This window comes from Desulfocucumis palustris, assembly GCF_002933875.1.
GTDB lineage: Bacteria > Bacillota > Desulfotomaculia > Desulfotomaculales > Desulfocucumaceae > Desulfocucumis > Desulfocucumis palustris.
Window position 1 is genome coordinate 1 of record NZ_BFAV01000004.1, and the last position, 23,604, is coordinate 23,604.

42 protein-coding genes are annotated in these 23,604 nt (G+C 49.7%); 41 read left to right on the forward strand and 1 reads right to left on the reverse strand.

Annotation, left to right across the window (positions count from 1 at the left end; translation table 11 throughout):
- The 41 genes from DCCM_RS00360 to DCCM_RS00560 all read left to right on the forward strand — a co-directional run.
- Positions 1–97 (forward strand): EF-Tu C-terminal domain-related protein (locus DCCM_RS00360; protein WP_373855379.1); only part of this gene is annotated, 97 nt, incomplete at its 5' end.
- A 180-nt stretch (positions 98–277) separates the two neighbouring features.
- Positions 278–586: a 30S ribosomal protein S10 gene (rpsJ, locus tag DCCM_RS00365; RefSeq protein ID WP_104370495.1), complete on the forward strand. Its 309-nt coding sequence runs from the start codon at positions 278–280 to the stop codon at positions 584–586.
- A 153-nt stretch (positions 587–739) separates the two neighbouring features.
- Positions 740–1,372, forward strand: coding sequence for a 50S ribosomal protein L3 (gene rplC, locus DCCM_RS00370; protein WP_104370496.1), 633 nt, complete (start codon positions 740–742; stop codon positions 1,370–1,372).
- 27 nt (positions 1,373–1,399) lie between these two features.
- A complete protein-coding gene (gene rplD, locus DCCM_RS00375) occupies positions 1,400–2,026 on the forward strand; it encodes a 50S ribosomal protein L4 (protein WP_104370497.1) in 627 nt (208 codons plus the stop codon).
- A complete protein-coding gene (rplW, locus tag DCCM_RS00380; protein ID WP_104370498.1) occupies positions 2,023–2,310 on the forward strand; it encodes a 50S ribosomal protein L23 in 288 nt (95 codons plus the stop codon). Before rplD ends, rplW begins: the two co-directional genes overlap by 4 nt.
- Positions 2,311–2,424: 114 nt before the next feature.
- Complete coding sequence (rplB, locus tag DCCM_RS00385) at positions 2,425–3,249, forward strand: 50S ribosomal protein L2 (protein ID WP_104370499.1); 825 nt, start codon at positions 2,425–2,427, stop codon at positions 3,247–3,249.
- A gap of 74 nt (positions 3,250–3,323) precedes the next feature.
- Entirely contained in the window at positions 3,324–3,608 is a 285-nt protein-coding gene (gene rpsS / locus DCCM_RS00390) for a 30S ribosomal protein S19 (RefSeq protein WP_104370500.1), read from the forward strand.
- Between the two features lie 23 nt (positions 3,609–3,631).
- Complete coding sequence (gene rplV / locus DCCM_RS00395; protein ID WP_104370501.1) at positions 3,632–3,985, forward strand: 50S ribosomal protein L22; 354 nt, start codon at positions 3,632–3,634, stop codon at positions 3,983–3,985.
- 12 nt (positions 3,986–3,997) lie between these two features.
- The gene (gene rpsC / locus DCCM_RS00400; protein ID WP_104370502.1) at positions 3,998–4,666 is read left to right on the forward strand and encodes a 30S ribosomal protein S3; all 669 of its coding nucleotides are present in this window, start codon (positions 3,998–4,000) and stop codon (positions 4,664–4,666) included.
- Positions 4,667–4,672: 6 nt separating this feature from the next.
- Entirely contained in the window at positions 4,673–5,104 is a 432-nt protein-coding gene (rplP, locus tag DCCM_RS00405) for a 50S ribosomal protein L16 (protein WP_104370503.1), read from the forward strand.
- Positions 5,094–5,297: a 50S ribosomal protein L29 gene (gene rpmC / locus DCCM_RS00410; protein WP_104370504.1), complete on the forward strand. Its 204-nt coding sequence runs from the start codon at positions 5,094–5,096 to the stop codon at positions 5,295–5,297. The genes rplP and rpmC overlap by 11 nt, the downstream gene beginning before the upstream one ends.
- Before the next feature lie 22 nt (positions 5,298–5,319).
- Positions 5,320–5,583, forward strand: coding sequence for a 30S ribosomal protein S17 (rpsQ, locus tag DCCM_RS00415; RefSeq protein WP_104370505.1), 264 nt, complete (start codon positions 5,320–5,322; stop codon positions 5,581–5,583).
- A gap of 80 nt (positions 5,584–5,663) precedes the next feature.
- Entirely contained in the window at positions 5,664–6,032 is a 369-nt protein-coding gene (gene rplN / locus DCCM_RS00420; protein WP_104370506.1) for a 50S ribosomal protein L14, read from the forward strand.
- A 126-nt stretch (positions 6,033–6,158) separates the two neighbouring features.
- A complete protein-coding gene (rplX, locus tag DCCM_RS00425; RefSeq protein WP_104370507.1) occupies positions 6,159–6,479 on the forward strand; it encodes a 50S ribosomal protein L24 in 321 nt (106 codons plus the stop codon).
- 103 nt (positions 6,480–6,582) lie between these two features.
- On the forward strand, positions 6,583–7,125 hold the full coding sequence (gene rplE / locus DCCM_RS00430) for a 50S ribosomal protein L5 (protein ID WP_104370508.1): 543 nt from the start codon (positions 6,583–6,585) through the stop codon (positions 7,123–7,125).
- A 138-nt stretch (positions 7,126–7,263) separates the two neighbouring features.
- On the forward strand, positions 7,264–7,449 hold the full coding sequence (locus DCCM_RS00435) for a type Z 30S ribosomal protein S14 (protein ID WP_104370509.1): 186 nt from the start codon (positions 7,264–7,266) through the stop codon (positions 7,447–7,449).
- A 21-nt stretch (positions 7,450–7,470) separates the two neighbouring features.
- On the forward strand, positions 7,471–7,869 hold the full coding sequence (rpsH, locus tag DCCM_RS00440; protein WP_104370510.1) for a 30S ribosomal protein S8: 399 nt from the start codon (positions 7,471–7,473) through the stop codon (positions 7,867–7,869).
- Positions 7,870–7,970: 101 nt separating this feature from the next.
- Positions 7,971–8,519: a 50S ribosomal protein L6 gene (gene rplF / locus DCCM_RS00445; protein WP_104370511.1), complete on the forward strand. Its 549-nt coding sequence runs from the start codon at positions 7,971–7,973 to the stop codon at positions 8,517–8,519.
- A gap of 20 nt (positions 8,520–8,539) precedes the next feature.
- Positions 8,540–8,905 carry a 50S ribosomal protein L18 gene (gene rplR / locus DCCM_RS00450; protein WP_104370512.1) on the forward strand — a complete coding sequence of 122 codons (366 nt, stop codon included), beginning with the start codon at positions 8,540–8,542 and terminating at the stop codon, positions 8,903–8,905.
- Positions 8,906–8,935: 30 nt separating this feature from the next.
- Positions 8,936–9,436, forward strand: a complete 501-nt coding sequence (gene rpsE / locus DCCM_RS00455) for a 30S ribosomal protein S5 (protein WP_104370513.1) — start codon at positions 8,936–8,938, stop codon at positions 9,434–9,436.
- A 10-nt stretch (positions 9,437–9,446) separates the two neighbouring features.
- Positions 9,447–9,626 carry a 50S ribosomal protein L30 gene (gene rpmD, locus DCCM_RS00460; protein ID WP_104370514.1) on the forward strand — a complete coding sequence of 60 codons (180 nt, stop codon included), beginning with the start codon at positions 9,447–9,449 and terminating at the stop codon, positions 9,624–9,626.
- Positions 9,627–9,639: 13 nt separating this feature from the next.
- Positions 9,640–10,086: a 50S ribosomal protein L15 gene (rplO, locus tag DCCM_RS00465; RefSeq protein ID WP_104370515.1), complete on the forward strand. Its 447-nt coding sequence runs from the start codon at positions 9,640–9,642 to the stop codon at positions 10,084–10,086.
- The gene (gene secY, locus DCCM_RS00470) at positions 10,087–11,346 is read left to right on the forward strand and encodes a preprotein translocase subunit SecY (RefSeq protein ID WP_104370516.1); all 1,260 of its coding nucleotides are present in this window, start codon (positions 10,087–10,089) and stop codon (positions 11,344–11,346) included.
- A gap of 13 nt (positions 11,347–11,359) precedes the next feature.
- Positions 11,360–12,106 (forward strand): type I methionyl aminopeptidase, encoded by a 747-nt coding sequence (gene map, locus DCCM_RS00475; RefSeq protein WP_104370517.1) that lies wholly within the window; start codon positions 11,360–11,362, stop codon positions 12,104–12,106.
- 92 nt (positions 12,107–12,198) lie between these two features.
- Entirely contained in the window at positions 12,199–12,489 is a 291-nt protein-coding gene (locus DCCM_RS00480; RefSeq protein WP_104370518.1) for a KOW domain-containing RNA-binding protein, read from the forward strand.
- A gap of 19 nt (positions 12,490–12,508) precedes the next feature.
- Positions 12,509–12,727: a translation initiation factor IF-1 gene (gene infA, locus DCCM_RS00485; RefSeq protein ID WP_045645055.1), complete on the forward strand. Its 219-nt coding sequence runs from the start codon at positions 12,509–12,511 to the stop codon at positions 12,725–12,727.
- Positions 12,728–12,796: 69 nt separating this feature from the next.
- On the forward strand, positions 12,797–12,910 hold the full coding sequence (gene rpmJ, locus DCCM_RS00490) for a 50S ribosomal protein L36 (RefSeq protein WP_104370519.1): 114 nt from the start codon (positions 12,797–12,799) through the stop codon (positions 12,908–12,910).
- Positions 12,911–12,947: 37 nt separating this feature from the next.
- Positions 12,948–13,319 (forward strand): 30S ribosomal protein S13, encoded by a 372-nt coding sequence (gene rpsM, locus DCCM_RS00495; protein ID WP_104370520.1) that lies wholly within the window; start codon positions 12,948–12,950, stop codon positions 13,317–13,319.
- A gap of 106 nt (positions 13,320–13,425) precedes the next feature.
- The gene (gene rpsK, locus DCCM_RS00500) at positions 13,426–13,815 is read left to right on the forward strand and encodes a 30S ribosomal protein S11 (RefSeq protein ID WP_104370521.1); all 390 of its coding nucleotides are present in this window, start codon (positions 13,426–13,428) and stop codon (positions 13,813–13,815) included.
- A gap of 128 nt (positions 13,816–13,943) precedes the next feature.
- A complete protein-coding gene (gene rpsD / locus DCCM_RS00505; RefSeq protein ID WP_104370522.1) occupies positions 13,944–14,573 on the forward strand; it encodes a 30S ribosomal protein S4 in 630 nt (209 codons plus the stop codon).
- Positions 14,574–14,791: 218 nt separating this feature from the next.
- Positions 14,792–15,739 (forward strand): DNA-directed RNA polymerase subunit alpha, encoded by a 948-nt coding sequence (locus tag DCCM_RS00510; protein ID WP_104370523.1) that lies wholly within the window; start codon positions 14,792–14,794, stop codon positions 15,737–15,739.
- A 13-nt stretch (positions 15,740–15,752) separates the two neighbouring features.
- A complete protein-coding gene (rplQ, locus tag DCCM_RS00515) occupies positions 15,753–16,091 on the forward strand; it encodes a 50S ribosomal protein L17 (RefSeq protein ID WP_104370524.1) in 339 nt (112 codons plus the stop codon).
- Between the two features lies 1 nt (position 16,092).
- Positions 16,093–16,929: an energy-coupling factor transporter ATPase gene (locus DCCM_RS00520; protein WP_104370525.1), complete on the forward strand. Its 837-nt coding sequence runs from the start codon at positions 16,093–16,095 to the stop codon at positions 16,927–16,929.
- Positions 16,917–17,777, forward strand: coding sequence for an energy-coupling factor transporter ATPase (locus tag DCCM_RS00525; protein WP_104370526.1), 861 nt, complete (start codon positions 16,917–16,919; stop codon positions 17,775–17,777). Before DCCM_RS00520 ends, DCCM_RS00525 begins: the two co-directional genes overlap by 13 nt.
- Positions 17,778–17,810: 33 nt before the next feature.
- Positions 17,811–18,620: an energy-coupling factor transporter transmembrane component T family protein gene (locus DCCM_RS00530; RefSeq protein ID WP_231702583.1), complete on the forward strand. Its 810-nt coding sequence runs from the start codon at positions 17,811–17,813 to the stop codon at positions 18,618–18,620.
- Positions 18,621–18,622: 2 nt separating this feature from the next.
- Positions 18,623–19,366 (forward strand): tRNA pseudouridine(38-40) synthase TruA, encoded by a 744-nt coding sequence (truA, locus tag DCCM_RS00535; protein ID WP_174705123.1) that lies wholly within the window; start codon positions 18,623–18,625, stop codon positions 19,364–19,366.
- A 165-nt stretch (positions 19,367–19,531) separates the two neighbouring features.
- Positions 19,532–19,960 carry a 50S ribosomal protein L13 gene (gene rplM, locus DCCM_RS00540; protein WP_104370527.1) on the forward strand — a complete coding sequence of 143 codons (429 nt, stop codon included), beginning with the start codon at positions 19,532–19,534 and terminating at the stop codon, positions 19,958–19,960.
- Between the two features lie 53 nt (positions 19,961–20,013).
- Positions 20,014–20,406, forward strand: a complete 393-nt coding sequence (gene rpsI / locus DCCM_RS00545) for a 30S ribosomal protein S9 (protein ID WP_104370528.1) — start codon at positions 20,014–20,016, stop codon at positions 20,404–20,406.
- A gap of 114 nt (positions 20,407–20,520) precedes the next feature.
- Positions 20,521–21,258: an N-acetylmuramoyl-L-alanine amidase CwlD gene (gene cwlD, locus DCCM_RS00550; protein WP_231702584.1), complete on the forward strand. Its 738-nt coding sequence runs from the start codon at positions 20,521–20,523 to the stop codon at positions 21,256–21,258.
- A 47-nt stretch (positions 21,259–21,305) separates the two neighbouring features.
- Positions 21,306–21,566, forward strand: coding sequence for a TIGR04076 family protein (locus tag DCCM_RS00555; protein WP_104370529.1), 261 nt, complete (start codon positions 21,306–21,308; stop codon positions 21,564–21,566).
- A 131-nt stretch (positions 21,567–21,697) separates the two neighbouring features.
- Positions 21,698–21,997: a carbohydrate-binding protein gene (locus tag DCCM_RS00560; protein WP_104370530.1), complete on the forward strand. Its 300-nt coding sequence runs from the start codon at positions 21,698–21,700 to the stop codon at positions 21,995–21,997.
- A 154-nt stretch (positions 21,998–22,151) separates the two neighbouring features.
- On the opposite strand, the gene DCCM_RS00565 is transcribed toward DCCM_RS00560, so the two are convergent.
- A complete protein-coding gene (locus DCCM_RS00565; RefSeq protein ID WP_104370531.1) occupies positions 22,152–23,138 on the reverse strand; it encodes a tyrosine-type recombinase/integrase in 987 nt (328 codons plus the stop codon).
- Positions 23,139–23,604 lie beyond the last annotated feature (466 nt).

Here is a 23,604-nt window from a genome sequence, read left to right on the forward strand (position 1 = left end):
AATCACTCCCATCGCCATAGAGGAAGGTTTGCGTTTCGCCATTCGTGAGGGCGGCCGTACCGTGGGCGCGGGTGTGGTTACCTCCATTATTGAGTAAATTTTCGCCCCTAATAAATGGTCTTTTGCCAATTGTCAGCAGGTAAGAAAGAGGGAATCTTTGAGACCCCCGGATTTCCCGGCTAAAGTCAAAAGCGGGAGAGGATTTTTTCCACCTCCCGCCTCAGTATGATTGCTTGCCTCTGAAATTTGCTATGATGGCGAAGGGAGGTTAAAAGTATTGAAGAGTCAAAAAATACGAATCAGGCTTAAAGCCTATGATCATAACATGCTGGATCAGTCGGCCCAAAAAATAGTGGAGACGGCTAAGAGAACAGGCGCTTCGGTGGCAGGCCCGATACCGCTGCCCACCGAAAAGAACATCTATACCATACTGCGCTCACCCCATGTTAACAAGGACTCCCGGGAGCAGTTCGAAATGAGGACCCACAAACGCCTCATAGACATACTGGAGCCCACTCCCAAAACGGTGGACGCTTTGATGCGGCTGGATCTGCCGGCGGGTGTGGATATTGAAATCAAGCTGTGATTAAAAAGCGCAGGTTATGGGCATTAGCAGTAAAGAGTCTTCTAAAATAATAATCCGACGGATAGGTAGTAGATCGTGTTCCGAAAAGCAAAGTTCACTGCGGGAGGATAAGCGTGAACCGCTAGCTTTCGGCCGGCACTGGAGGTGCAGGAAATGAAAAAAGGAATTCTCGGCAGAAAAGTCGGCATGACCCAGCTGTTCACCGATGCGGGTCTGGCTGTGCCGGTTACCGTTATAGAAGCCGGTCCCTGCTTCGTGGTACAAAAGAAAACTCCGGAGCGGGACGGATACGGCGCTGTTCAGGTGGGTTTCGGGGAGAAAAGGGAAAGACTTTTCAACAAACCTATAAAAGGGCACTTTTCCAAAGCTGGTGTTCGCCCTTTAAGATTTTTAAAAGAATTTAGGCTGGATGATTTCGACAGCTATCAGGTGGGCCAGGAAATTAAAGCGGACCTTTTTGCAACCGGTGAGAAGGTTGACGTTACCGGAACCTCAAAAGGGCGCGGTTTTTCCGGCGGTATCAAACGCCACGGCTTCCACCGCGGACCCATGGCCCACGGCTCGAAATATCACCGGCGCCCGGGTTCCCTGGGAGCCAAGGGACCGGCCAGGGTCTTTAAAGGCCGGAAACTTCCGGGGCATTACGGTGCCGAGAGGGTTACCGTGCAAAACCTGGAAGTGGTAAGGGTTGACCCGGAACGCAACTTACTGGCGCTAAAAGGTGCCGTACCCGGCCCCAAGGGCAGCCTGGTGGTTATCAAAAATAGCGTCAAGGCCATGCAATAGCGGCGGTGCGTAAAGGAGGGAACTAATATGCCTAAAGTTGCTTTATATAACATCAGTGGGGACCAGGTGGGAGAAATTGAATTAAACGACAGCGTTTTCGGAGTCCCCGTTCACCGCTCCGTGATGCACGATGCCGTTGTGGCCTATCTGGCCGGGTTGAGGCGTGGCACCCATGACACGAAAACCCGGGCGGAGGTTTCCGGCGGAGGCAAAAAGCCCTGGCGCCAAAAAGGCACCGGCAGGGCCAGGCACGGCAGCATACGCTCACCCATCTGGCGGGGGGGCGGCATTGTGTTCGGTCCCCATCCCAGGGACTACAGCATCAGGTTGCCCAAAAAGGTAAGAAGGCTGGCCATTAAATCGGCACTCTCCTCCAAGGTTGAGGAAGGGAACATTCTGGTTCTGGACGATTTAAAAATGGAACAGCCCAAAACCAGGGAAATGGCCCGTATACTGAATAACCTCAAAATCGATAAAAAAGCCCTGGTGGTAATTGCCGGCAATGACGAGAACGTGGTAAAATCCGCCCGGAACATTCCCGGGATTAAGCCTGTTGCTGCCAGCTGGCTCAATGTTTACGACATACTGGCGCACAATACCCTGGTAATAACCAGGGACGCGGTGTCCAGGGTCGAGGAGGTGCTGGCACAGTGAACAATCCGCGGGATATACTGAAGAGACCGGTGGTTACCGAGAAGAGCATGGCCCTGCAGGGGGAGAATAAATATACCTTTATTGTGGCCCTTAATTCCAACAAGGTTGAAATAAAAAAAGCAGTGGAAGAACTGTTCAAGGTTAAGGTGGAAAAGGTCCGCACCATGCGTTATAAAGGAAAACTCCGCCGGGTCAGAAACGTGCTGGGCAGAACCCCGGACTATAAGAAAGCAATTGTTACCCTAAAAGAGGGCGACAAGATAGAGCTGTTTGAAGGAGTATAGAACCGGCCTGCCAATTCAGTCGCCGGGCCCCAGGACGTCGGAATCAATTAATACCTGATGTATCTGGTGTTAGCGGCGGCGGCATGGGGCAGGAATATAAGGAGGTAATAGAAGGTGGCTATCAAGAAATTCAAGCCCACCTCGCCGGGCCGCCGGTTCGTCACCGTTTCGGCATTTGATGAAATTACCACCGACAAGCCTGAAAAATCTCTGGTGGAGTCCCTGAATAAATCAGGAGGGCGTAACTCCGGGGGCAGGTTGACGGTAAGGCACCGCGGTGGCGGACATAAAAGAAAGTATAGAATTATCGATTTCAAAAGGGATAAAGACGGGATTTTAGGGAAAGTGGCCACCATTGAGTATGATCCCAACCGTTCCGCCAGAATCGCCCTGCTGAACTATGCGGATGGTGAAAAGCGCTATATCCTGGCGCCTCTTGGCCTTGAGGTGGGAATGACCATTGTTTCGGGCCCGGATGCCGATATTAAGGTGGGGAATGCACTGCCCCTGAGGAATATACCGGTGGGCACCATGATCCATAATATAGAAATGTATCCCAACGGCGGAGGCCAACTGGTACGTTCCGCGGGTACCTCGGCCCAATTGATGGCCAAGGAAGGAAAGTACGCCAACATCCGCATGCCTTCAGGTGAAATGAGGCTGCTGCTGCAAGACTGCCGGGCCACCATTGGCCAGGTGGGCAATGTGGATCATGAGAACATTACCATCGGTAAAGCCGGCCGCAAGCGCTGGATGGGCATCCGGCCGACGGTTAGAGGCGTTGTCATGAACCCTGTGGACCACCCGCACGGTGGTGGCGAAGGCCGCTCCCCCATTGGCCGGAACCCGGTAACACCATGGGGTAAACCTGCGCTGGGCGCGCGTACAAGGAAGAAAAAGCCCAGTGACAAGCTAATCGTAAAACGGCGGACCAGATAGCGGGTCGCCGGTATTGGGCTAGTCCGTAATATAACACCTGCGTTTCCTATTATGGAGCGAAAGGAGGCTAATACATGGGCCGTTCCCTTAAAAAAGGGCCGTACTGCGACGATAAACTTTTAAAAAAGATACAGGATATGAACGACAAAGGAGATAAGCGGGTAATCAAAACATGGTCCCGCAGGTCTACCATATTTCCCGAAATGATCGGCCATACCCTGGCCGTGCACGATGGACGGAAACACATCCCGGTATATGTTACCGAGGACATGGTGGGTCATAAACTGGGAGAGTTTGCCCCTACCAGGATGTTCAGGGGCCACGGGGGCCACACCGAGAGGTCCACTGCATTAAAGTAAGCGCGTGACAAGGGGGTATAGCAATGGCAGAGAATGCTGAGGCAAAGGCAATAGCCAGATATATCCGTATTTCCCCGCGCAAGGTGCGCCAGGTGGTGGACCTGATCCGGGGTAAGGACGTACGTGAAGCTCTGGCCATTCTCAAATACACGCCTAAAAGGGCGTCCAGTCCGGTGGCGAAGGTGGTCAAATCAGCCGCCGCCAACGCGGAACACAACTACGAAATGGATAAGGATAACCTGTATGTGGCCGAATGTTTCGTGGACCAGGGTCCGACTATCAAGCGCTTCCAGGCCAGGGCCATGGGACGGGCGGATGTGTTGCGGAAACGAACCAGCCACATTACCGTGGTGGTCAAAGAAAAAACGGCTAAATAAAGGAGGGTTAGCGTGGGGCAAAAAGTACATCCTAAAGGGCTGCGGATCGGCATAATTAAGGATTGGGAAGGCAAATGGTTTGCAGGAAAGAAGGATTTTTCCACCCTCCTGGTTGAGGATGTTAAAATCCGTAAATATATCAAGAAAAGACTTTACCAGGCGGGTATTTCCAGGATTCAAATTGAAAGAGCCGCCAACAGGGTTAAAATAACCATTCATACCGCCAAGCCCGGCATTGTTATTGGCAGGGGCGGCACAGAGGTGGAAAGCCTGCGGAAAACTCTGGAGCAGATTACCAGCAAGCAGGTTCACGTTAATATTGCCGAGATAAAGGTTCCGGAACTGGACGCGCAGCTGGTGGCGGAAAACGTGGCGGCACAAATCGAAAAGAGGACGGCGTTCCGCAGGGCCATGAAGCAGGCTGTGTCCCGCTCCATGAAGTCCGGGGCCAAGGGAATCAAAATAGCCTGCGGCGGCAGGCTGGCCGGAGCTGAAATCGCCCGCTCCGAGTGGTACAGCGAAGGCAAGGTTCCCCTGCACACACTGCGGGCGGATATTGATTACGGCACCGCGGAAGCCAACACCACCTATGGCAAGATTGGCATTAAAGTCTGGGTTTACAAAGGAGAAGTACTGCCGGAAGCAAAGGCCAGGCCCGCTGCCGGTCAAGGAGGCGAATAGGCTCAAATGCTTATACCTAAGAGGGTTAAATACCGTAAACAGCACCGCCCGGAGCTCACTGGAAAAGCCAAGGGCGGCACCGATATAAGTTTCGGCGAGTTCGGCCTGCAAGCCCTTGAGGCTGCCTGGATAACCAGCAGGCAGATTGAGGCGGCCCGTATCGCCATGACCCGTTATATTAAGCGGGGCGGAAAAGTTTGGATAAGAATATTTCCTGACAAGCCCATTACCCAGAAACCGGCTGAGACCAGGATGGGAAGCGGCAAGGGCGCTCCCGAGTACTGGGTGGCGGTGGTTAAACCTGGCAGAATTATGTTCGAGCTGGCGGGTGTTAGTGAAGAAATTGCCAAGGAGGCAATGCGTTTAGCGTCTCACAAATTGCCCATCAAGACGAAGTTTGTTAAACGCGGGGAAGTAGGTGAGGCAAATGAAGGCTAAAGAGCTCAGGGATATGACAGACGAGGAACTGAACAAGAAAATAGCCGATTCCAAGGATGAGCTTTTTAAATTAAGGTTCCGGCTGGCTACCGGACAGTTGGATAATCCCATGCGGCTCAGGGAAGTGCGCCGTAGTATTGCCCGGGCGAAGACCGTTCAACGCCAGAGGGAACTGGGAATCCGGCAGGCTTAAGCCAACTAAGGAGGTAGTTTCAGTGGAAGGCCGCAACTTGCGAAAGACCCGTACTGGTCACGTGGTCAGCGATAAAATGGATAAAACAGTGGTAGTGGCAGTGGAAACCCTGGTCAGGCATCCACTGTACCAGCGCACCGTAAGGCAAACAAAAAAATTCAAGGCCCATGACGAAGAGAATTCCTGCCGCATCGGTGATAAGGTAAGGATAATGGAAACCAGACCCCTCTCCAAGGATAAACGCTGGAGGATTGTGGAGATACTGGAACGGGCCGAGCAGATTTAATTCCCTTTTTCAATTTCAGCGTTTGGCTGGCCTTAAAAAGGCATAGGCTATTGCCGTCGCCGAAGGGAGGTTAATGAGACATGATTCAGGTGCAAACCGTTCTAAAGGTGGCCGATAATACAGGTGCCCGCAAACTAATGTGCATTAAGGTGCTGGGCGGATCCCTGCGCCGCTACGCCAGTGTGGGGGACATAATTGTATGTGCCGTTAAGGAAGCCACGCCTGGCGGCGTTGTTAAGAAGGGCGATGTGGTGAAATGTGTTGTGGTGCGGACTGTAAAGGAAGTGCCCCGCCCGGACGGATCCTATATTAAATTTGACGAGAATGCAGCGGTGGTCATCAAGGATGATAAAAGTCCCAGGGGTACCCGTATATTCGGGCCTGTGGCCAGGGAACTGCGTGACCGTGATTTCATGAAAATAGTATCGCTGGCGCCCGAAGTGCTGTAAGCTTTAAAGAGCAGGGCGATATATTTCCGGTGACCGGAAAGCTTTAAGCATCGGGTAAGGATTATAAATTTCCTAACAGGCGACCGGTATCTGACACCCGGCGTTCGCTCAAGGGAGGTGCAAAATATGCCCAAGGTTCACGTCAGAACAGGAGACACAGTTATGGTTGTTTCCGGCAAGAACAAAGGTAAGAAGGGTAAAGTGGTTTCCGTGGAGCCGGATAAAAGCCGTGTAATAGTTGAAGATATAAATGTGGTAAAGCGCCATACCAAGCCCACGCAGAAAATGCCCCAGGGCGGTATTGTGGAAAAGGAAGCGCCTATTCACAGTTCAAACGTAATGCTTTACTGCAATAAATGCAATAAACCGACCAGAATCAAGAAAAAGCTTCTGGAGGATGGAAAGAAAGTCAGGGAATGCAGAAATTGCGGCGAAGTGCTGGGGTAATTGGTAAACAGGTAATGGGACACGGACCTTCTTTGATACCATCTGTGAGTAAAAGGGGACTTCCTAAAACCGGGATGTTCCGTTTCGGAAGGAGGGAATTTTGGTGTCAAGGCTGAAGGAAAAATATCAACAGCAGGTTGTGGAAGCCATGATGAAGAAATTCAGCTATAAAAACATCATGGAGGTACCCAAACTGGAAAAAGTAGTGGTTAACATGGGTGTGGGAGAAGCCATACAAAACAGCAAGGCAATGGATTCCGCCGTGGGCGACCTTATTATCATTACCGGTCAGCGCCCTGTGGTTACCAAGGCGAAGAAATCCATAGCCGCCTTTAAACTGCGCCAGGGAATGAAAATAGGCTGCAAGGTAACCCTTAGAGGGGAGCGTATGTACCACTTCGTGGATAAACTGTTCAGTATCGCCCTGCCGAGGGTGCGTGACTTCAGGGGCGTATCCCCCAAATCCTTTGACGGCAGGGGCAACTATAGCATGGGTGTAAAAGAGCAGTTAATCTTTCCGGAGATTGAATACGATAAAATAGACAAGGTTCGGGGTATGGATATAATTTTTGTTACCACGGCCCGTACCGACGAAGAAGCCAGGGAGTTATTGAGGCTAATGGGCATGCCCTTCAGGGCGGCTTAATCAAAAGACTATAGCAGCTACGGCATTAAATTAAAAAGATGACAAGGTTATCTGGTTTGGTTTGGGACGACGGGAACATTAAACCGCAACTGCGATTCCCGGTAAAGGGATTGTATTTCCTTCAAAGGAGGGGAGACGGTGGCAAAAAAATCAATGATCAACAGATGCGCGCGCGACCCCAAGTTTCTAGTGCGTAAATACAATAGATGCAAGCTTTGTGGGCGGCCCCACGCTTATATGCGTAAATTCGGGATATGCAGAATTTGTTTCAGGGAACTATCCTACCGCGGAGAAATTCCAGGCGTGCGCAAGGCCAGCTGGTAATCTGGAAGGAGGTTGTATCGCATGGTCATGACAGATCCCGTGGCCGACTTCTTGACACGCATTCGTAATGCCAATACGGTTTATCATGATAGAATCGAAGCCCCGGCCTCCAAGATGAAAAAGGCTATTGCCGACATTCTCAAGGAAGAGGGCTTTATCAAGGATTGCGAATATGTGGCGGACGGCAAGCAGGGTGTTATCAGGGTGTATTTAAAATACGGCCCCAACAAGGAAAGAATTATTACTGGAATTAAAAGAATCAGCAAGCCGGGACTGAGGGTTTACGCCCGCAAGGACGCCGTTCCCAAGGTTCTGGGGGGCCTCGGAGTGGCCGTTATATCCACCTCCAAGGGATTAATGTCCGACAAGCAGGCCAGGAAACATGGTCTGGGTGGAGAAGTAGTTTGCTACGTTTGGTAATAAGGCAACAGTTACCGATGCCAGACTGATGCAAAATAGAAATACAACTACCGGAACCTGACGTTCAATCGTCCGCTGTTCCGGAACAGGGAGGTGCAGGCATGTCCAGAATCGGTAAACAGCCCATTCCCCTGCCCCAGGGTGTAGAAGTTCAGATAGACGGCAACACGGTCAGGGTTAAAGGACCAAAGGGCAAGCTGGAAAGGGACTTTCACCGGGATATAATTATTCGTGTTGAAGACGGCAAGCTGGTGGTGGAGAGACCCTCCGACATCGCACTGCATAAATCGCTGCATGGCTTGAGCCGCACATTGCTGGATAATATGGTTACCGGTGTAACCAAGGGATTTGAAAAGAACCTTGAATTAAACGGAGTTGGCTACAAGGCATCCAAGCAGGGTAATAAACTGGTGCTGGCAGTTGGATATTCCCACCCGGTGGAAATAACTCCGCCGGAAGGACTTGAAATAGAAGTTCCCGCCGCCACCAAGGTTGTGGTGAAAGGCACCGACAAGGAAAAAGTCGGCGCCCTGGCGGCTAACATCAGGGCCATCAGAGAGCCGGAGCCCTACAAGGGCAAAGGTATTAAGTATGAAGGCGAACGCATTCGCCGCAAGGTGGGCAAGGCTGGCGGCAAGGGCAAGAAGTAGGGCGAAGGAGTTGAAATACGGTGATTAATAAACCCGACCGTAATAAACTGCGGGCCAAACGGCAAGGCCGGGTGCGCAATAAAATATTCGGCACCACCCAACGCCCGAGGTTGAACGTCTTCCGCAGTATAAACAATATTTATGCTCAAATAATTGATGATGAAAAGGGTATTACCCTGGTATCGGCATCAACTTTATCCCCTGAGCTGAAGGGCAAGGTTTCCGGCGGCAACAGGGAGGCCGCAAAGGCTGTGGGTGGACTTATAGCCCAAAAGGCCGTGGAAAAAGGGGTTAATCGGGTGGTTTTTGACCGGGCCGGTTACATCTATCACGGCAGAATTAAAGAACTGGCAGATGCCGCCAGGGAAGGCGGACTGGTGTTCTAATTGAATACGGGTATTTAAGGAGGGAAGCTGGTGTCCAGGATTGACGCTGGAAAACTGGAGTTAACCGAAAAGGTAGTATATATTAACCGCGTGGCCAAGGTAGTAAAAGGCGGCCGGAGGTTTAGCTTTTCCGCACTGGTGGTGGTGGGCGACGGCAACGGGCACGTAGGCTCGGGTCTTGGCAAGGCGGGCGAGGTACCCGAAGCCATTCGCAAAGGTATTGAGGACGCTAAGAAGAACATGATCAGCGTTCCTCTTTCCGGCACCACAATTCCCCACGAGGTGACCGGTGTTTTTGGAGCAGGCAAGGTTCTGATGAAACCGGCCGCCCCCGGGACCGGCGTTATAGCCGGGGGGCCGGTGCGGGCCATACTGGAACTGTCAGGGGTGCGGGACATACTTACCAAATCCCTGGGCTCCAACAATGCAAATAATATGGTTCACGCCACCATGACGGCCTTGAAAAACCTGAAAACCCCGCAGGAAGTGGCCCGTCTAAGGGGTAAAACAGTGGAAGAACTACTGGGTTAGGGGTGATAACGTGGCAAAGCTTAAAATTACCCTGATCAGGAGTCTAATCGGAAAAACAGAAAAGCAGCGGGTAACTGTCCGCACGCTGGGACTGGGGAAGTTGAACAGCTCGGTTATTCAGGAAGACAATCCGCAGATTAGAGGAATGATCAATAAAGTATCCCACCTTATTAAGGTGGAGGAAGCTTAAGGAGGTGCAACCAGTGGTCCAGTTAAACGAATTGGGGCCCAACAAGGGCGCTCGTAAAAAACCTACCCGGAAAGGGCAGGGGATTGGTTCGGGACTTGGAAAAACCGCGGGCCGGGGGCATAAGGGCCAGAAAGCCCGGTCGGGTGGTGGTGTGCGCCCCGGGTTTGAAGGCGGGCAAATGCCGCTGCAAAGGCGTATGCCCAAGCGCGGATTTACCAATGCCCCTTTCAAAAAAGAGATTATTGCCGTTAATCTGGATGCTTTAAACCGCTTTGAGACAGGTTCGGTTATAACCATCGATACCTTGCTGGAAGCAGGATTAATCAAAAAAATAGGGGACGGAGTAAAAATTCTGGGCAACGGCGAAATCACCAAAGCATTGACAGTTCAGGCCAATGCCTTCAGCAAATCGGCGGCGGATAAGATCGCTGCTGCTGGTGGCAAAGCCGAGGTGGTTTAAATGCTTGACTCACTAAAAAATGCTTTAAAAATAGATGAGCTGAGACGTAAAATAATGTTTACCCTGGGGATGATATTCGTCTTCAGGCTGGGGGCGCACCTCCCTGTGCCCGGCGTCAACGCCCAGGTTTTTGCAGATCTGGTGAACAGCAATGCCCTGTTTGGTTTTTTTGACGTTATTTCCGGCGGTTCTTTTAAGAGATTCTCCATATTTGCCATGAGTATTACACCGTATATTAACGCGTCCATCATAATGCAGCTTTTAACGGTGGTTATACCAAAGCTGGAAAGACTGGCCAAAGAAGGGGAAGAGGGCCGGAAGAAAATTACCCAGTACACCCGCTACCTGACGGTGGTGCTGGCCTTTATCCAGGCCATAGGCACCAGTGTGGCGCTGAGAAACGCTCTGATTCATCCCACAGTATGGCATTACCTGCTGGTGGCAATCACCATTACCGCCGGCACCACACTGCTTATGTGGATTGGTGAGCAGATTACCGAGAAGGGCATAGGAAACGGAATATCACTGATAATATTTGCGGGAATTGTATCAAGGCTTCCCGGTGCCTTTGCGAATATCGTGGAATATCTGAGGGCGGGCACCATCAATATTTTCAGTGTTTTACTGCTGGTTGTTATCGGCACGGTGGTGATTGCCTGCATCGTCATTGTTCAGCAGGGTCAGCGCAGGATTCCGGTACAATATGCCAAACGCGTGGTGGGACGCAGGGTTTACGGCGGTCAGTCCACGCATTTACCCTTAAGGGTTAATCAGGCAGGTGTTATTCCTATTATTTTCGCCTCATCCATATTAATGTTTCCGGAGCAGATTGCCAGATGGTTTACCGGCAGTACAGTGGCCGAATGGTATTTGGCGGTCTTCGCCTGGGGCCATCCGTTAAATACATTATTTTACGGATTGCTGATTATAGGCTTTACTTATTTTTATACCGCGGTTATCATGAACCCGGCGGATATTTCCGATAATATCAAAAAATACGGCGGATTTATACCCGGCATAAGGCCGGGAAGGCCGACCACGGAATATATCAGCAGGGTTATGAGCAGGATTACCCTGGCAGGAGCGGTGTTTTTGGCGCTTATAGCCATACTGCCGAATTTCGTAATGGTCGCCACCAGAATACCCAACATATCCTTCGGCGGCACGGCATTGCTTATCGCGGTGGGCGTGGCGCTGGATACCATGAAACAAATTGAATCTCACATGCTCATGCGGAGTTACCAGGGCTTCATTAAATAGGCAGGTAGTGCTCATGATTACCTTGAAATCCGAAAAGGAACTTACCTATATGCGGGACGCCGGCAGGGTGGTGGCCGGGGCTCACAGGGAATTGGCCAAGGCGGTTAAAACCGGTGTTACCACCGCCGAACTGGACCGCCTGGCGGAAGACTTTATTCTTGCCCGGGGGGCCAGGCCGGCTTTTAAAGGTTTGTATGGTTTTCCGGCCACTATTTGTGTATCACCCAATGAGCAGGTGGTTCATGGGATTCCCGGTTTAAGGGTACTGGAAAATGGTGATATTATTAGTATTGATATAGGGTCGGAAATAAATGGATATTTTGGCGATAGTGCCGCAACGCTGCCGGTGGGAGATATCAGCTCCGAGGCGGCCAGGCTGCTGGCTGTGACAGAAAGCTCGCTTTTTAAGGGCATTGCAGAAGCCCGGGACGGCAACAGGCTTTCCGATATCTCCCATGCCGTTCAAAAACACGTGGAATCCCATGGCTTTTCAGTGGTGCGTGACTATGTGGGCCATGGCATCGGCAGCAGCATGCATGAAGAGCCGCAGGTACCCAATTTCGGCCGGCCCGGACGGGGGCCGAGGCTCAGGGCCGGTATGACATTAGCCATCGAGCCAATGGTAAATATGGGCACTCATGAAGTCACAACACTTCCGGACAACTGGACTGTTGTCACCAGGGACAGGAAACTATCGGCTCACTTTGAACACACCATTGCCATCACCGATAAAGAGCCGGAAATACTGACCAAACTGTAGCCGGGAAGATTGACTGTAACGGCTTAAGGTTATAACCAAAAAAGGTCGTCATTACGAATTGTGATAAATTCCCCACCGGGGAGGTGTCCGGTTTGGATGAACAATTATCACCCGGGCAATTGGTTGTATCAATGGCCGGGAGAGACCGGGGGAAATATTATCTGGTTCTGGAAAAAACGGTTAACAATATGGTGCGGGTAGTGGACGGAGAGTACCGCAAAGTATCAGGTCCTAAAAAGAAAAATGTCAAACATCTGGCTCCCATGCCGCAAACTCACGCCGAGTTTGCGGAAAAGCTAAAATCCGGTCGTAAAATTACCGACCTGGATGTCCGGAAGGCGCTTAAAGAGATGCTCAGTGCTGACAGTGCAGAACCCGAGTAAGGAGGTTGGCTTATTACTAATGTCAAAGCAGGATGTTATTGAGGTTGAGGGTACCGTAATCGAGCCATTGCCAAATGCCATGTTTCGGGTTGAACTCCAAAACGGACACAAGGTGCTGGCCCATGTTTCCGGGAAAATACGCATGAATTTCATACGTATTTTATCCGGGGACAGGGTAATGGTGGAATTGTCGCCCTACGATTTGACCCGTGGCAGGATTGTTTATCGTTATAAATAAACCGCTTTAATAAAAAAATGTTAAGTTTACCGGTGTAGCCAGGTGTCTATACTCAAGGGGGGCTTAAAAATGAAAGTGCGTTCTTCGGTAAAGCCAATTTGTGAAAAGTGTAAAATCATTAAGCGGGAAGGCAAGGTAATGATTATCTGCGAAAATCCCAAACATAAGCAGAGGCAGGGATAGTTTGAAAAAGACCGACACGGGAGGTGTAATCTGATACATGGCACGTATTGCAGGGGCTGATTTGCCCCGGGATAAGCGGGTGGAAATAGCCCTGACATATATTTTCGGCATTGGCAGGTCCACGTCGAAAAAGATACTGGAACAAACCGGTATCAACCCCGACACCAGGATGCGCAACCTCACCGAAGAGGAAATCAACAGGCTGAGGGATGTAATCGAGAAGAATTATAAAGTGGAGGGTGATTTGCGCCGGGAGGTAGCCCTTAATATCAAGCGGCTGATAGAAATCGGTTGCTACAGGGGATTAAGACATCGCCGGGGTCTGCCCGTACGGGGTCAGCGCACCAAAACCAATGCCCGCACCCGCAAAGGTCCCAAGAAGACTGTTGGCGTGCGCCGCAAGAAGTAGAGGCGGCGGTTGTCCGACCATGTTATTGACAAAAAGCTTGCGATACCCGGGGAAGTTTGATTTTTTACTTTATAAAATTGTTTCCGGATATTAAGGAGGTTAAAGAATGGCACGTCGCGCCGTCCGTACCAAAAGGCGTGAAAAGAAAAATATTGACCGCGGGGTAGCTCATATCAAATCCACCTTTAACAATACCGTCGTTACCATAACCGATACAAAGGGCAACGCCATTTCCTGGGCCAGCGCCGGCCAGGTGGGTTTTAAAGGCTCCAGGAAAAGCACTCCCTTTGCAGCCCAGATGGCTGCCGAGCAGGCTGCCAAAGAGGCCATGGAGCATGGTATGAAAGAAGTGGAAGTAATGGTAAAAGGCCCGGGCGCGGGCCGGGAAGCTGCCATACGCTCGCTTCAGGCCGCGGGCCTGGAAGTAAACCTGATTAAGGATGTAACACCTATTCCGCACAACGGTTGCCGGCCGCCCAAGCGCCGGAGAGTTTAAAGGAATGGGGACACACCTGCAAAGCTTTGCGGAAAGTTTATCATAAAGATTTACATTGACTCATATGATAACTTCCGGCAAAGTTTAATCGGCAGGATGCCCATAATAAGAGGAGGAATGAAAGCTTAATGGCCAGATATACCGGACCACAGTGCAGGCTCTGCCGCCGGGAGGGCATGAAGCTGTACCTCAAGGGGGACAGGTGCTACTCCGGCAAATGCGCCGTGGATCGTAAAAGCTACGCGCCGGGTGCTCACGGGCAGGCCCGGGGCAAAAAAGTCAGCGAGTATGGCATTCAATTGAGAGAGAAACAAAAAACCCGCCGTATTTACGGTATTCTTGAAAATCAGTTCCGGGGATATTTTGAAAAGGCCGAGCGCCAGCAGGGAGTTGCCGGTGAAAATCTGCTTCGCCTGTTGGAAAGAAGGCTGGACAACGTGGTGTACCGCCTGGGACTGGGGGCCTCCAGGGTAGAGGCCCGGCAGTTGGTCAGACACGGCCATTTCAGCGTTAATGGCCGGAAAGTCAATATACCTTCATTTCTGGTGAGGGTTGGAGATGTTGTGGAAGTGCGGGAGAAGAGTAAAGAATCTCCCCGGGTAAAGGAACTTATCGAGCGGGCTGCGGACAGGACACCCCCGGCCTGGATTGAATACGAGTCCGCGCAGGCCAGAGGCCGTGTGGTAGCCCTCCCGGCCAGGGATCAGATAGATGTTCCTGTGCAAGAACACCTGATCGTGGAATTTTATTCAAGGTAGGCCCTCATTTACAGGGAATGGTGGCGGATCTGCGAAGGCGCTTATTTGCATGTATTGATCTACGGCTACATTTATGCAGTTTCGTTCCCAATCAACTTGACGTGGCGCGCCAGGGATGGAAATGGGGTGCATAGGGGGCGGTTTTGGGCCTTAATGCCCCGAGATTCTCATGTCTGACGTCTTAGGACCGACGACTATTCTGGGAGGGTACCATTAGAATGTTGGAGATTGAGAAACCCAAGATAGAATGTGTTGAAACCAATCAGGACAACACCTACGCCAAGTTTGTGGTGGAACCGTTGGAAAGGGGATACGGCATTACCCTGGGGAACTCCCTCAGGAGAATATTGCTGTCGTCCCTTCCCGGCGCTGCTGTAACTTCAGTGAAGATTGAAGGGGTACTGCACGAATTTTCCACTGTTCCCGGGGTACAGGAAGATGTTACGGATATTATATTAAATCTCAAGGGCCTGTGCCTGAAAATGTATTCCGATGAGGATAAAATTTTGCGCATAGAGGCTAAGGGTGAGGGAGCGGTAAAGGCGGGAGATATTATCGGCGACGCTGATGTGGAAATACTTAATCCCGATATGCATATCGCCACACTGGCCTCAAACGGACGCCTTTTTATAGAAATGAGCATTTCCAAAGGCAGAGGCTATGTTTCATCGGAGCGCAATAAAAAGGGTGAGCACATTATAGGTGTGATCCCGGTGGATTCCGTGTACACCCCCGTGCGCAGGGTAAACTATATGGTGGAAAACACCAGGGTTGGCCAGCGTACCGACTATGACAAACTTACACTGGAGGTTTGGACTGACGGCAGTATTAAACCGGACGAAGCCGTTAGTCTTTCCGCCAAAATCATGGGCGAACATCTGCGCCTGTTTATCGGTCTTACTGAAACTGTTAACGATGTTGAAATAATGGTGGAAAAGGAAGAGGAGCAGAAAGACAAGATAATGGAAATGAGCATAGAGGAACTTGATCTTTCCGTACGCTCCTACAACTGTCTGAAACGGGCCGGTATAAACACCGTGGAAGAACTGATTCAGCGCAACGAGGAAGATATGATGAAAGTCCGCAACCTGGGTAAAAAATCCCTGGAAGAGGTAATTCAAAAGTTAAATGAAATGGGACTTTCTTTAAGAAAAGACGACGATTAAGGGGGGAAAAACGGTGGGCTATCAGAAGTTGGGGTTGAATACCGGTCATCGCAAGGCAATGCTGCGCAACATGGTCACTTCGCTGATCAAGGAAAAGCGTATTCAGACCACCGAAACCCGGGCCAAAGAAGTAAAAAGTATTGCCGAGAAAATGGTCACCCTGGCCAAGCAGGGAGATTTGGCCGCACGCCGGCAAGCGCTTGCTTATATGTATGACGAAGAAGTGGTGCGTGATCTCTTTGATAAAGTCGGTCCCAAATATGCCGACAGGCCGGGCGGCTATACCAGGATTATCAAGGTCGGCCACAGGCGGGGAGATGCCGCGCCCATGGTGATACTGGAACTGGTATAAGGTGAAGACCGAACAAAACTTTATATCCTTTGACGGCGTTTCATATTTTTATGAAGGTGGCGAAAGTCCGGCCATAAATAATATCAACGCCGAAATACGACGGGGCGAATTCATAGCCGTATTGGGCGCCAACGGTTCGGGTAAATCCACCCTGGCAAGGCATATGAACGCCCTGTTGTTGCCATCCCGCGGCCGGGTGCTGGTAAACGGCATGGATACCAGGAACGCTGATAAAACCATGGAAATTCGCAGACTGGTTGGAATGGTTTTTCAGAATCCTGACAATCAGCTGGTGGCTGCCCTGGTGGAAGAGGATGTTGCCTTTGGTCCGGAAAATATCGGGCTGGAACCCGGGGAAATCATCGCAAGGGTTGATGCCGCCTTAAGGGTCGCGGGTCTTGAGAATTTGCGAAACAGACCGCCGCATCTGCTTTCCGGCGGGCAGAAACAGCGTCTGGCAATTGCCGGGGCGCTGGCCATGAGGCCTGACTGCCTGGTTCTGGACGAACCCACAGCCATGCTGGATCCCGGGGGCAGGAAGGAAATACTGTCCCTGCTTTTGAATTTTAAAAAAGAGCGCGGGATGGCAATGGTTTTTATAACCCATCTTATGGAGGAGGCTCTTCTGTCCGACCGGGTATGGGTGATGGCCCGGGGGCGGATTATTGCCGACGGCTCTCCCCGTCAAGTATTCAGGGATACCAGGTTGTTGGATAATGCCGGCCTGGAGCCCACTCCCGCGGCGCTGACAGCCGCCAGGCTAAAAAAGGCGGGCTGGGATTTACCCGATGATATCCTTGATCTGGATGAATTGGTGGATTTTTTATGCCGATTATAAGGGTTGAAAAGGTGTGCCACACTTATTCCCCCGGAACTCCCCTGGAAGTTGCCGCCCTAAAAGACATAACCCTGGAAGTGCAAAGGGGAGAAATACTGGCACTGGCAGGCTCCACAGGTTCAGGCAAATCCACTCTGGCCATGATGCTGAACGGCCTGTTGGTTCCAACCAAAGGCTGTGTTCTGGTTAACGGGCAGGACACCAGACTTAAAAAAAACCGGCGGGATTTGTGGCGCCAGGTGGGCCTGGTTTTTCAATATCCGGAATATCAATTTTTCGAAGAGAATGTATTTAAAGAGGTAGCCTTCGGACCTTCAAACATGGGATTGCCTTCCGCTGAAATAGAGGAGAGGGTTAACCGGTCGCTGGAATGGGTGGGGCTGGATCCTGAAACCATAAGGCAGCGCTCCCCATGGACTTTAAGCGGCGGCCAGAAAAGAAGGGTAGCCCTGGCTTCCGTGCTTGCCATCGGACCCAACGTGCTGGTTTTGGATGAGCCCACCGCGGGTATTGACCCGGCGGGGAAAAGGCAAATACTGGATTTGATTAAAAACCTCCAGAAAAAAAGGGATCTGACCGTTGTTCTGATAACGCACAACATGGATGATATAGCCAGGACTGCGGACAGATTGATGGTTTTGGACCGGGGAACAGTCTTCGCCCTGGGGACACCGGGAAAAATTTTCGAGGATCACCGGGGACTGAGAGCCATCGGTCTGGATATACCTTATGCGGCTGAAGCTAAATCAAGACTTAATTCCGCCGGCATACCGGTTCAAACAGAATCTCTGAATATCGCCGAGGTGGAAAAAGAGATTATTAAATACCTGCGGTTAAAAAAACAATAATCAATTCACATTGCTTTAAAAAAGGGGTTTGTTGTGTTTGACGGACTGATGGTGGGGCAGTACATACCGGCTAATTCACCGGTGCACCGGCTGGATCCCCGCACAAAGATATTATCCATGCTTTTACTTATTACAGCGGCGGCACTGGCAAAGGGAACCGGTTTTTTACCTGTGGCGGCCGTGTCCGTATTCGCGCTGCTGCTGTCCAGGGTTCCTTTTTTGTTTCTGTGGCGCGGTTTTAAGGCGCTCTGGGTAATATTATTTATTACTTTTATATTGCAAATATTTTTTACCCCCGGCGAGACAATATATACAGCGGGCCCTCTGACAATAACAAAGGAAGGGCTGCTGCTGGGCGGACAAATGCTTTTAAGGCTTGTGCTGCTTATTCTGATCAGCAGCCTGCTGACCATGACCACCACGCCGGTAGGCCTTACCGCCGGCATTGAACACCTTGGGCGCCCATTGCAGCGTTTTGGTGTGCCGGTGCACGAAATGGCCATGATGATGACCATCGCCCTGCGTTTCGTGCCCACTTTGCTGCAGGAAGCTTTTACCGTCAGCAGGGCACAGCAGTCCAGGGGGGCGGGGCTTAGCGGGGTGACCCTGGAAAGGAAATTCACCGCCCTGGTGTCGCTTATGGTTCCGGTATTTGCAGGCGCTTTCCGGCGGGCCGAGGAACTATCCACCGCCATGGAGACCCGGTGCTACCATGGAGGGGCCGGAAGAACCAAAATGAAGCTGCTGACCTATCACCCCGGGGATTATATGGCCTTGGCCGTATCCCTGGCCGTCCCCCTGGCGGTTCTGGCTTTAAGACTGTCAGGCTCCAATGGTGGATAGCCATGAGAAACATTAAACTCACTGTGGCCTATGACGGCACCCGTTATCACGGTTTCCAGGAACAGCGGGGAACCGGTTTGCCCACCATCCAGGAGGAATTGGAAAAAGCTTTGCAGCTACTGAGCGGCCAAGTTATCAGGCTGATCGGGGCGGGCAGGACGGACTCAGGAGTTCACGCCCGGGGCCAGGTGGTGAATTTTGACGCCGGAGACTGGAGAATTCCCACGGATAGAATACCCCTGGCGATGAACAGCCGCCTTCCCGTGGATATAGCGGTGCTATCGGCCCGGGATGTGCCGGAGGATTTTCACGCCCGATTTTCCGCGGTGGCCAAAACATATATATATTCCATTTACAATTCCCGGGTTCCCGACCCGCTGCTCCGGCGGTTTACCTATTTTGTTCCCAGAATGCTTGATCACGGGGCCATGGACGGGGCCGGGGCAATGCTGGTGGGCAGGCATGATTTCAGCGCCTTTAAAGCGGAGGGTACGCCGGTAAAAAGCACGGTGCGCACTATTTACGGCCTTAATGTGGGGCGTCATGGGAACATAATTAAAATTACCGTCAGGGGAGACGGGTTTTTATACAATATGGTCCGGATTATCGCCGGCACCCTGCTGGAGGTTGGCCTGGGCAAACAATCTCCGGAATACCTTTTGGCCGTTCTAAAAAGCAAAAGGCGGGAACTGGCGGGGGCCACCGTTCCGCCCCAGGGTCTTTGTCTGCTGGAAGTGGAGTATTGATTTAATAAAATTTCTTGACACTGGAAATTTAAAGTATTAAAATATCTGTATGTGCCATGCGAGGCCACGAGCCCCGGCTAAGCTGGCAAAGCCAATGCAAGGGTATTCAATACAAAACGGTAATTAAACAAACTTTTGTATTGCTCTTTCAGGAGGGAGTAATAAATGAAAACATACATGGCCAAGCCGGGCGAACTGGTACGAAAGTGGTATATTTTGGACGCCGAAGGCAAGGTATTGGGCCGGCTGGCTTCAGAAGCAGCCAGCATACTGAGGGGTAAACACCGCCCCACATTTACGCCCAACGTGGATGCAGGAGATCATGTCATAATTATTAATGCCGACAAAGCGGTACTTACCGGTAATAAACTGCAGCAAAAGGAATATATCCGTCACAGCGGGTATCCCGGCGGTTTGAAGAGAACCAGCTATGCCATAATAATGAGGGATAAACCGGAGCTTGCTGTTAGAAAAGCCATTGTTGGAATGCTTCCCCACAATAGACTGGGTGCGGCAATGGCAAAAAAATTAAAGGTATATCGCGGCGCGGAGCATCCCCACCAGGCCCAGAAGCCGGAAAGCTGGAACCAGTAAGCAAAATTTTAAAGATATGAATCCCTTTAATGTTATGAAAGGAGGACTTTAGGTTGGCTCAAGTCAAGTTTTACGGCACAGGCCGTCGTAAAAACGCAATTGCCAGGGTATATATTTATCCCGGTGAAGGTAATATTACAGTGAATAATAAGCAGGTATTGGCTTATTTTGGCCGGAAGGTGCTGGAAATGGTGGTTCGTCAGCCCCTGGAGCTTACAGGCACCACCGGACGGTTTGATATTGATGTAAAAGCCCTTGGAGGCGGTGTCAGCGGCCAGGCCGGCGCGGTGCGCATGGGTCTCGCCAGGGCGCTTATACAGGCCGACCCCAATTTGAGGCCGGTTTTGAAAAAGGCCGGTTTTCTGACCAGGGATCCGCGTATGAAAGAAAGAAGAAAATACGGTCTCAAGAAAGCCCGCAGGGCTCCACAGTTCTCAAAACGTTAAAGGAAGGAAACCCCTTCCTTTTTTCATATGCTCCTCCGAATTTTCATAATAATATTATTAGCCGGCCGATTAAGCGGGCCTGCCCTATTATGAAAATGAAGGAGGAGTATATTGTTGCCGAAAAGCCGCCGTATTTCCAGAAAAGCCGCTATACTACTGGCAGCAGGCCTTTTTGGCCTTTTTATTTACATTATATTTGAAGCAGTGCCCGGAGTAATAGAAAAAAGAAGTATAGAAACCCTTTCCCGGGTCATGGTATATAAAACAGTGGTGGTGGACCCCGGCCACGGAGGTATTGATCCCGGCGCCATTGGTCAGGGGGGAGCCCTGGAAAAGGATATTACCCTGGATGTTTCCAAAAAGCTTGCGGACATTCTTATTCAATCCGGGGCCACGGTGATTCTGACCAGAGATACGGATAACATGCTTTATGATCCCGGTACCAGCGGCCTGTTGGCCAAGAAAAGACAGGATCTTTCCCGGCGGGTCAATATAGCCAATGAAAGTAAAGCAGATGCGTTTATAAGCATACATGTCAACAGTTTTAAGAGTGACAGCAGTCAACACGGGGCACAAACCTTTTCCCAGCCGGGTTTTGAGGAAAGCAAAAAATTAAGCCAGTGTATTCAGGCTGAAATGACACATATGCTGAAGAATACCAAACGCAAACCCAAGGAAGTTGCCGGTTATTTTACCAACAAGAAAACTGAAATGCCCTCCGTGATAGTTGAAATTGGTTTCGTCAGCAATCCAAAGGAGGAAAAATTGCTGGTGGATCCCGGTTATCAGACCAAGGTTGCTTTTAGTATTTATGCCGGTATAGTAAAATACTTTGCCGGCCAAATAAATTAAATTTAATAAATTCATGTCAATAAGCATGACGGTGGGGAGGAGACAGCTTGGAAAAGGTTATAATTGAAGTGGTTAGTTCCGGGTGCAAATTTTATAAGCCGGGAGACAGGATATACATTGACGGTGCCCTGGTTGACAAGGAGAAATCGGCTAATCTGTGTATGATGGCCTTACAGTCCTTTTTTCCTTTTGTTTATGCCTTTCGAAAAGGGGTAACCGCCGAACAGATGGGGTTCGGTGATAAAGTTACTTTACAGTGCCCTGATTATTGCGCTCCGGTTATTTTTGAATTAAAGAAAGATGAATAAATTGGCATAAACCAGTTAATGGCTAAAATGATTTGTTTTTTATTTTTTTACAATAAAGCTCTGACATAATAGATAATTAATAGAGGGATCATACACATAGGTTCCTGATATTATAATTGGGAGGTATGTGAATGATTAAAGCTTGGAATGACACCCAAAAGGGTGTCGAAGTAAAACCGGCGGCTTACGCAAATGAAGTAACGGTTTGTTATAACGGCCTGCTGGCCAAATCAGGCGCGGATCAGGTTTATCTGCATTGCGGTTTTGGTGAGCCAAAGCGCTGGAGCAATATAAGCACGCAGAAAATGGACCGCACTGCCAAGGGCTGGGAGAAAACCGTAAGGATGGCGGAAAACCAGGCCATGATTTGCTTCAAGGATTCGGCCAATAATTGGGATAACAACAGCGGCTTTAACTGGACTATACACTAATTTTAAGCAAAACGCCCGGCTTACCGGGCGTTTTGTCATTTGCTCGTAAATGTTGGAGCCCGCCTGTTCAAATCGCTATTAAATTTTTAATAGCAATTTGAAGGGACCCGGAGACAATAATTATAAGTTTTTGTCCTGTCGGGTGATTTGACTTTTAGATACCTGAAATCTCCGGGTATTGATCCTTACAGAGAGAATCCACCGCGGCTTTCAGCGATTGGTGATTCGGCCTGGTGTAAATTGCGGTGGTATTGATGTTTTCATGCCCCAGTAATGCCTGTACTTCGACCAGGCTCCTGCCTTTTTCAAGCATCCTGGTGGCAAATGTGTGCCGCAGTGAGTGGACAGTGATCCCTGTGTCGCAAATACCGGCCAGATTTCGATATTTGCGGAACATTTTCTGCACGCTGACAGTTGTCATGCTTCCCTTTAGAATACCCCTGGTACTAAAGAAGACCCTATCATACAAACCCCTGGGGTATTCCTTAAAGTACCGTGACAAGGTCTCCCTGACCTCCGCATTTAACGGTATTATGCGGAATTTCTGGCCTTTGCCCTGGACTACTATGGTACCTCCCCGGGGCTTAAAATCAATATCACACCGGCATAACTTGCAGACCTCACTTACACGCAATCCCGTATTAAGAAGTAATTTAATAATTGCTATATCTCTTAAATTTTTTTCCTTTTCCACAGCCCGGCATAAATCATCCTGCTGTTCTTGAATTAAAGATTTGGGTGCAATATTGACCTGGGTGGTTCTTACTTCTCTGGGCAGATCAGGTAATCCATTGGATAATAATTCATTTTTATTCGCCCAGACAAGAAATTGCCGAAAAGCCGCCAGTTTTCGATTAACCGACCTGGGAGCCAACCTTTTTATCTTTAATAAATATTGCTTATATTCCAGTAAATTAGGGCTTGTCATTCTGTCCGGATTAAACCGGCCATTCTTGGTTTCCTTGAGCCACCTGGAAAAACCCTGCAAGTCGGCAATATAACTTTTAATAGTGCTATCGGATTTGTCGCGTATTTGTAAATCATTTTTGAAATAATAAAAAAAGTCCTCATTAAGTCCCGGTAAAAGTTTAGCATCCGCAGTTGTTTCTTTGCAATTATATTTTGTAAGATTGGGTAACAACTTTGTCTAGCCTCCCGGTTAATACAAACTTAAATGGTTTTTGCTATAACATTATACAAATAGCATGTTGTTTATTCAATATAAAAGTTTGCATAATGGTTATTATGCAAACTTAATTTAGGGTTATTTAATAATGAATTAAACTAATAAATTGGGACGGATAATTAATAATGCATTTGCTATTTTGTCAGGCAATACTGAAAGGGAACATGTCAGATGATAATAATGTGTTGTGAATCTATGTGTGAAAATTACTTTTAGGTGCTGGCTGTTATCTCAGGAGCGATATTTGCAACTATGAAATAGCGCTGCATAATAGTTTAATTCTGCTATTTTATATCAGATTTTTTAATTTTATCTAGTCAATTAGACGCGTATCGACAAAATCCTTCAAAATTATTGTCGCGTGCGTGTCTTTTTTTAAAAAAAATTTTATAAAAGTTTGCATAATAACCATTATGCAAAC

Bases quoted from the DNA above. Each gene is read 5' to 3' on its own strand.
- rplC (WP_104370496.1), top strand. From the start codon at position 740: ATGAAAAAAGGAATTCTCGGCAGAAAAGTCGGCATGACCCAGCTGTTC.
- rplD (WP_104370497.1), top strand. From the start codon at position 1,400: ATGCCTAAAGTTGCTTTATATAACATCAGTGGGGACCAGGTGGGAGAA.
- rpsS (WP_104370500.1), top strand. From the start codon at position 3,324: ATGGGCCGTTCCCTTAAAAAAGGGCCGTACTGCGACGATAAACTTTTA.
- rplV (WP_104370501.1), top strand. From the start codon at position 3,632: ATGGCAGAGAATGCTGAGGCAAAGGCAATAGCCAGATATATCCGTATT.
- rplP (WP_104370503.1), top strand. From the start codon at position 4,673: ATGCTTATACCTAAGAGGGTTAAATACCGTAAACAGCACCGCCCGGAG.
- rpmC (WP_104370504.1), top strand. From the start codon at position 5,094: ATGAAGGCTAAAGAGCTCAGGGATATGACAGACGAGGAACTGAACAAG.
- rplN (WP_104370506.1), top strand. From the start codon at position 5,664: ATGATTCAGGTGCAAACCGTTCTAAAGGTGGCCGATAATACAGGTGCC.
- rplX (WP_104370507.1), top strand. From the start codon at position 6,159: ATGCCCAAGGTTCACGTCAGAACAGGAGACACAGTTATGGTTGTTTCC.
- rpsH (WP_104370510.1), top strand. From the start codon at position 7,471: ATGGTCATGACAGATCCCGTGGCCGACTTCTTGACACGCATTCGTAAT.
- rplF (WP_104370511.1), top strand. From the start codon at position 7,971: ATGTCCAGAATCGGTAAACAGCCCATTCCCCTGCCCCAGGGTGTAGAA.
- secY (WP_104370516.1), top strand. From the start codon at position 10,087: ATGCTTGACTCACTAAAAAATGCTTTAAAAATAGATGAGCTGAGACGT.
- map (WP_104370517.1), top strand. From the start codon at position 11,360: ATGATTACCTTGAAATCCGAAAAGGAACTTACCTATATGCGGGACGCC.
- infA (WP_045645055.1), top strand. From the start codon at position 12,509: ATGTCAAAGCAGGATGTTATTGAGGTTGAGGGTACCGTAATCGAGCCA.
- rpmJ (WP_104370519.1), top strand. From the start codon at position 12,797: ATGAAAGTGCGTTCTTCGGTAAAGCCAATTTGTGAAAAGTGTAAAATC.
- rpsM (WP_104370520.1), top strand. From the start codon at position 12,948: ATGGCACGTATTGCAGGGGCTGATTTGCCCCGGGATAAGCGGGTGGAA.
- rpsK (WP_104370521.1), top strand. From the start codon at position 13,426: ATGGCACGTCGCGCCGTCCGTACCAAAAGGCGTGAAAAGAAAAATATT.
- rpsD (WP_104370522.1), top strand. From the start codon at position 13,944: ATGGCCAGATATACCGGACCACAGTGCAGGCTCTGCCGCCGGGAGGGC.
- DCCM_RS00510 (WP_104370523.1), top strand. From the start codon at position 14,792: ATGTTGGAGATTGAGAAACCCAAGATAGAATGTGTTGAAACCAATCAG.
- DCCM_RS00525 (WP_104370526.1), top strand. From the start codon at position 16,917: ATGCCGATTATAAGGGTTGAAAAGGTGTGCCACACTTATTCCCCCGGA.
- truA (WP_174705123.1), top strand. From the start codon at position 18,623: ATGAGAAACATTAAACTCACTGTGGCCTATGACGGCACCCGTTATCAC.
- rplM (WP_104370527.1), top strand. From the start codon at position 19,532: ATGAAAACATACATGGCCAAGCCGGGCGAACTGGTACGAAAGTGGTAT.
- DCCM_RS00560 (WP_104370530.1), top strand. From the start codon at position 21,698: ATGATTAAAGCTTGGAATGACACCCAAAAGGGTGTCGAAGTAAAACCG.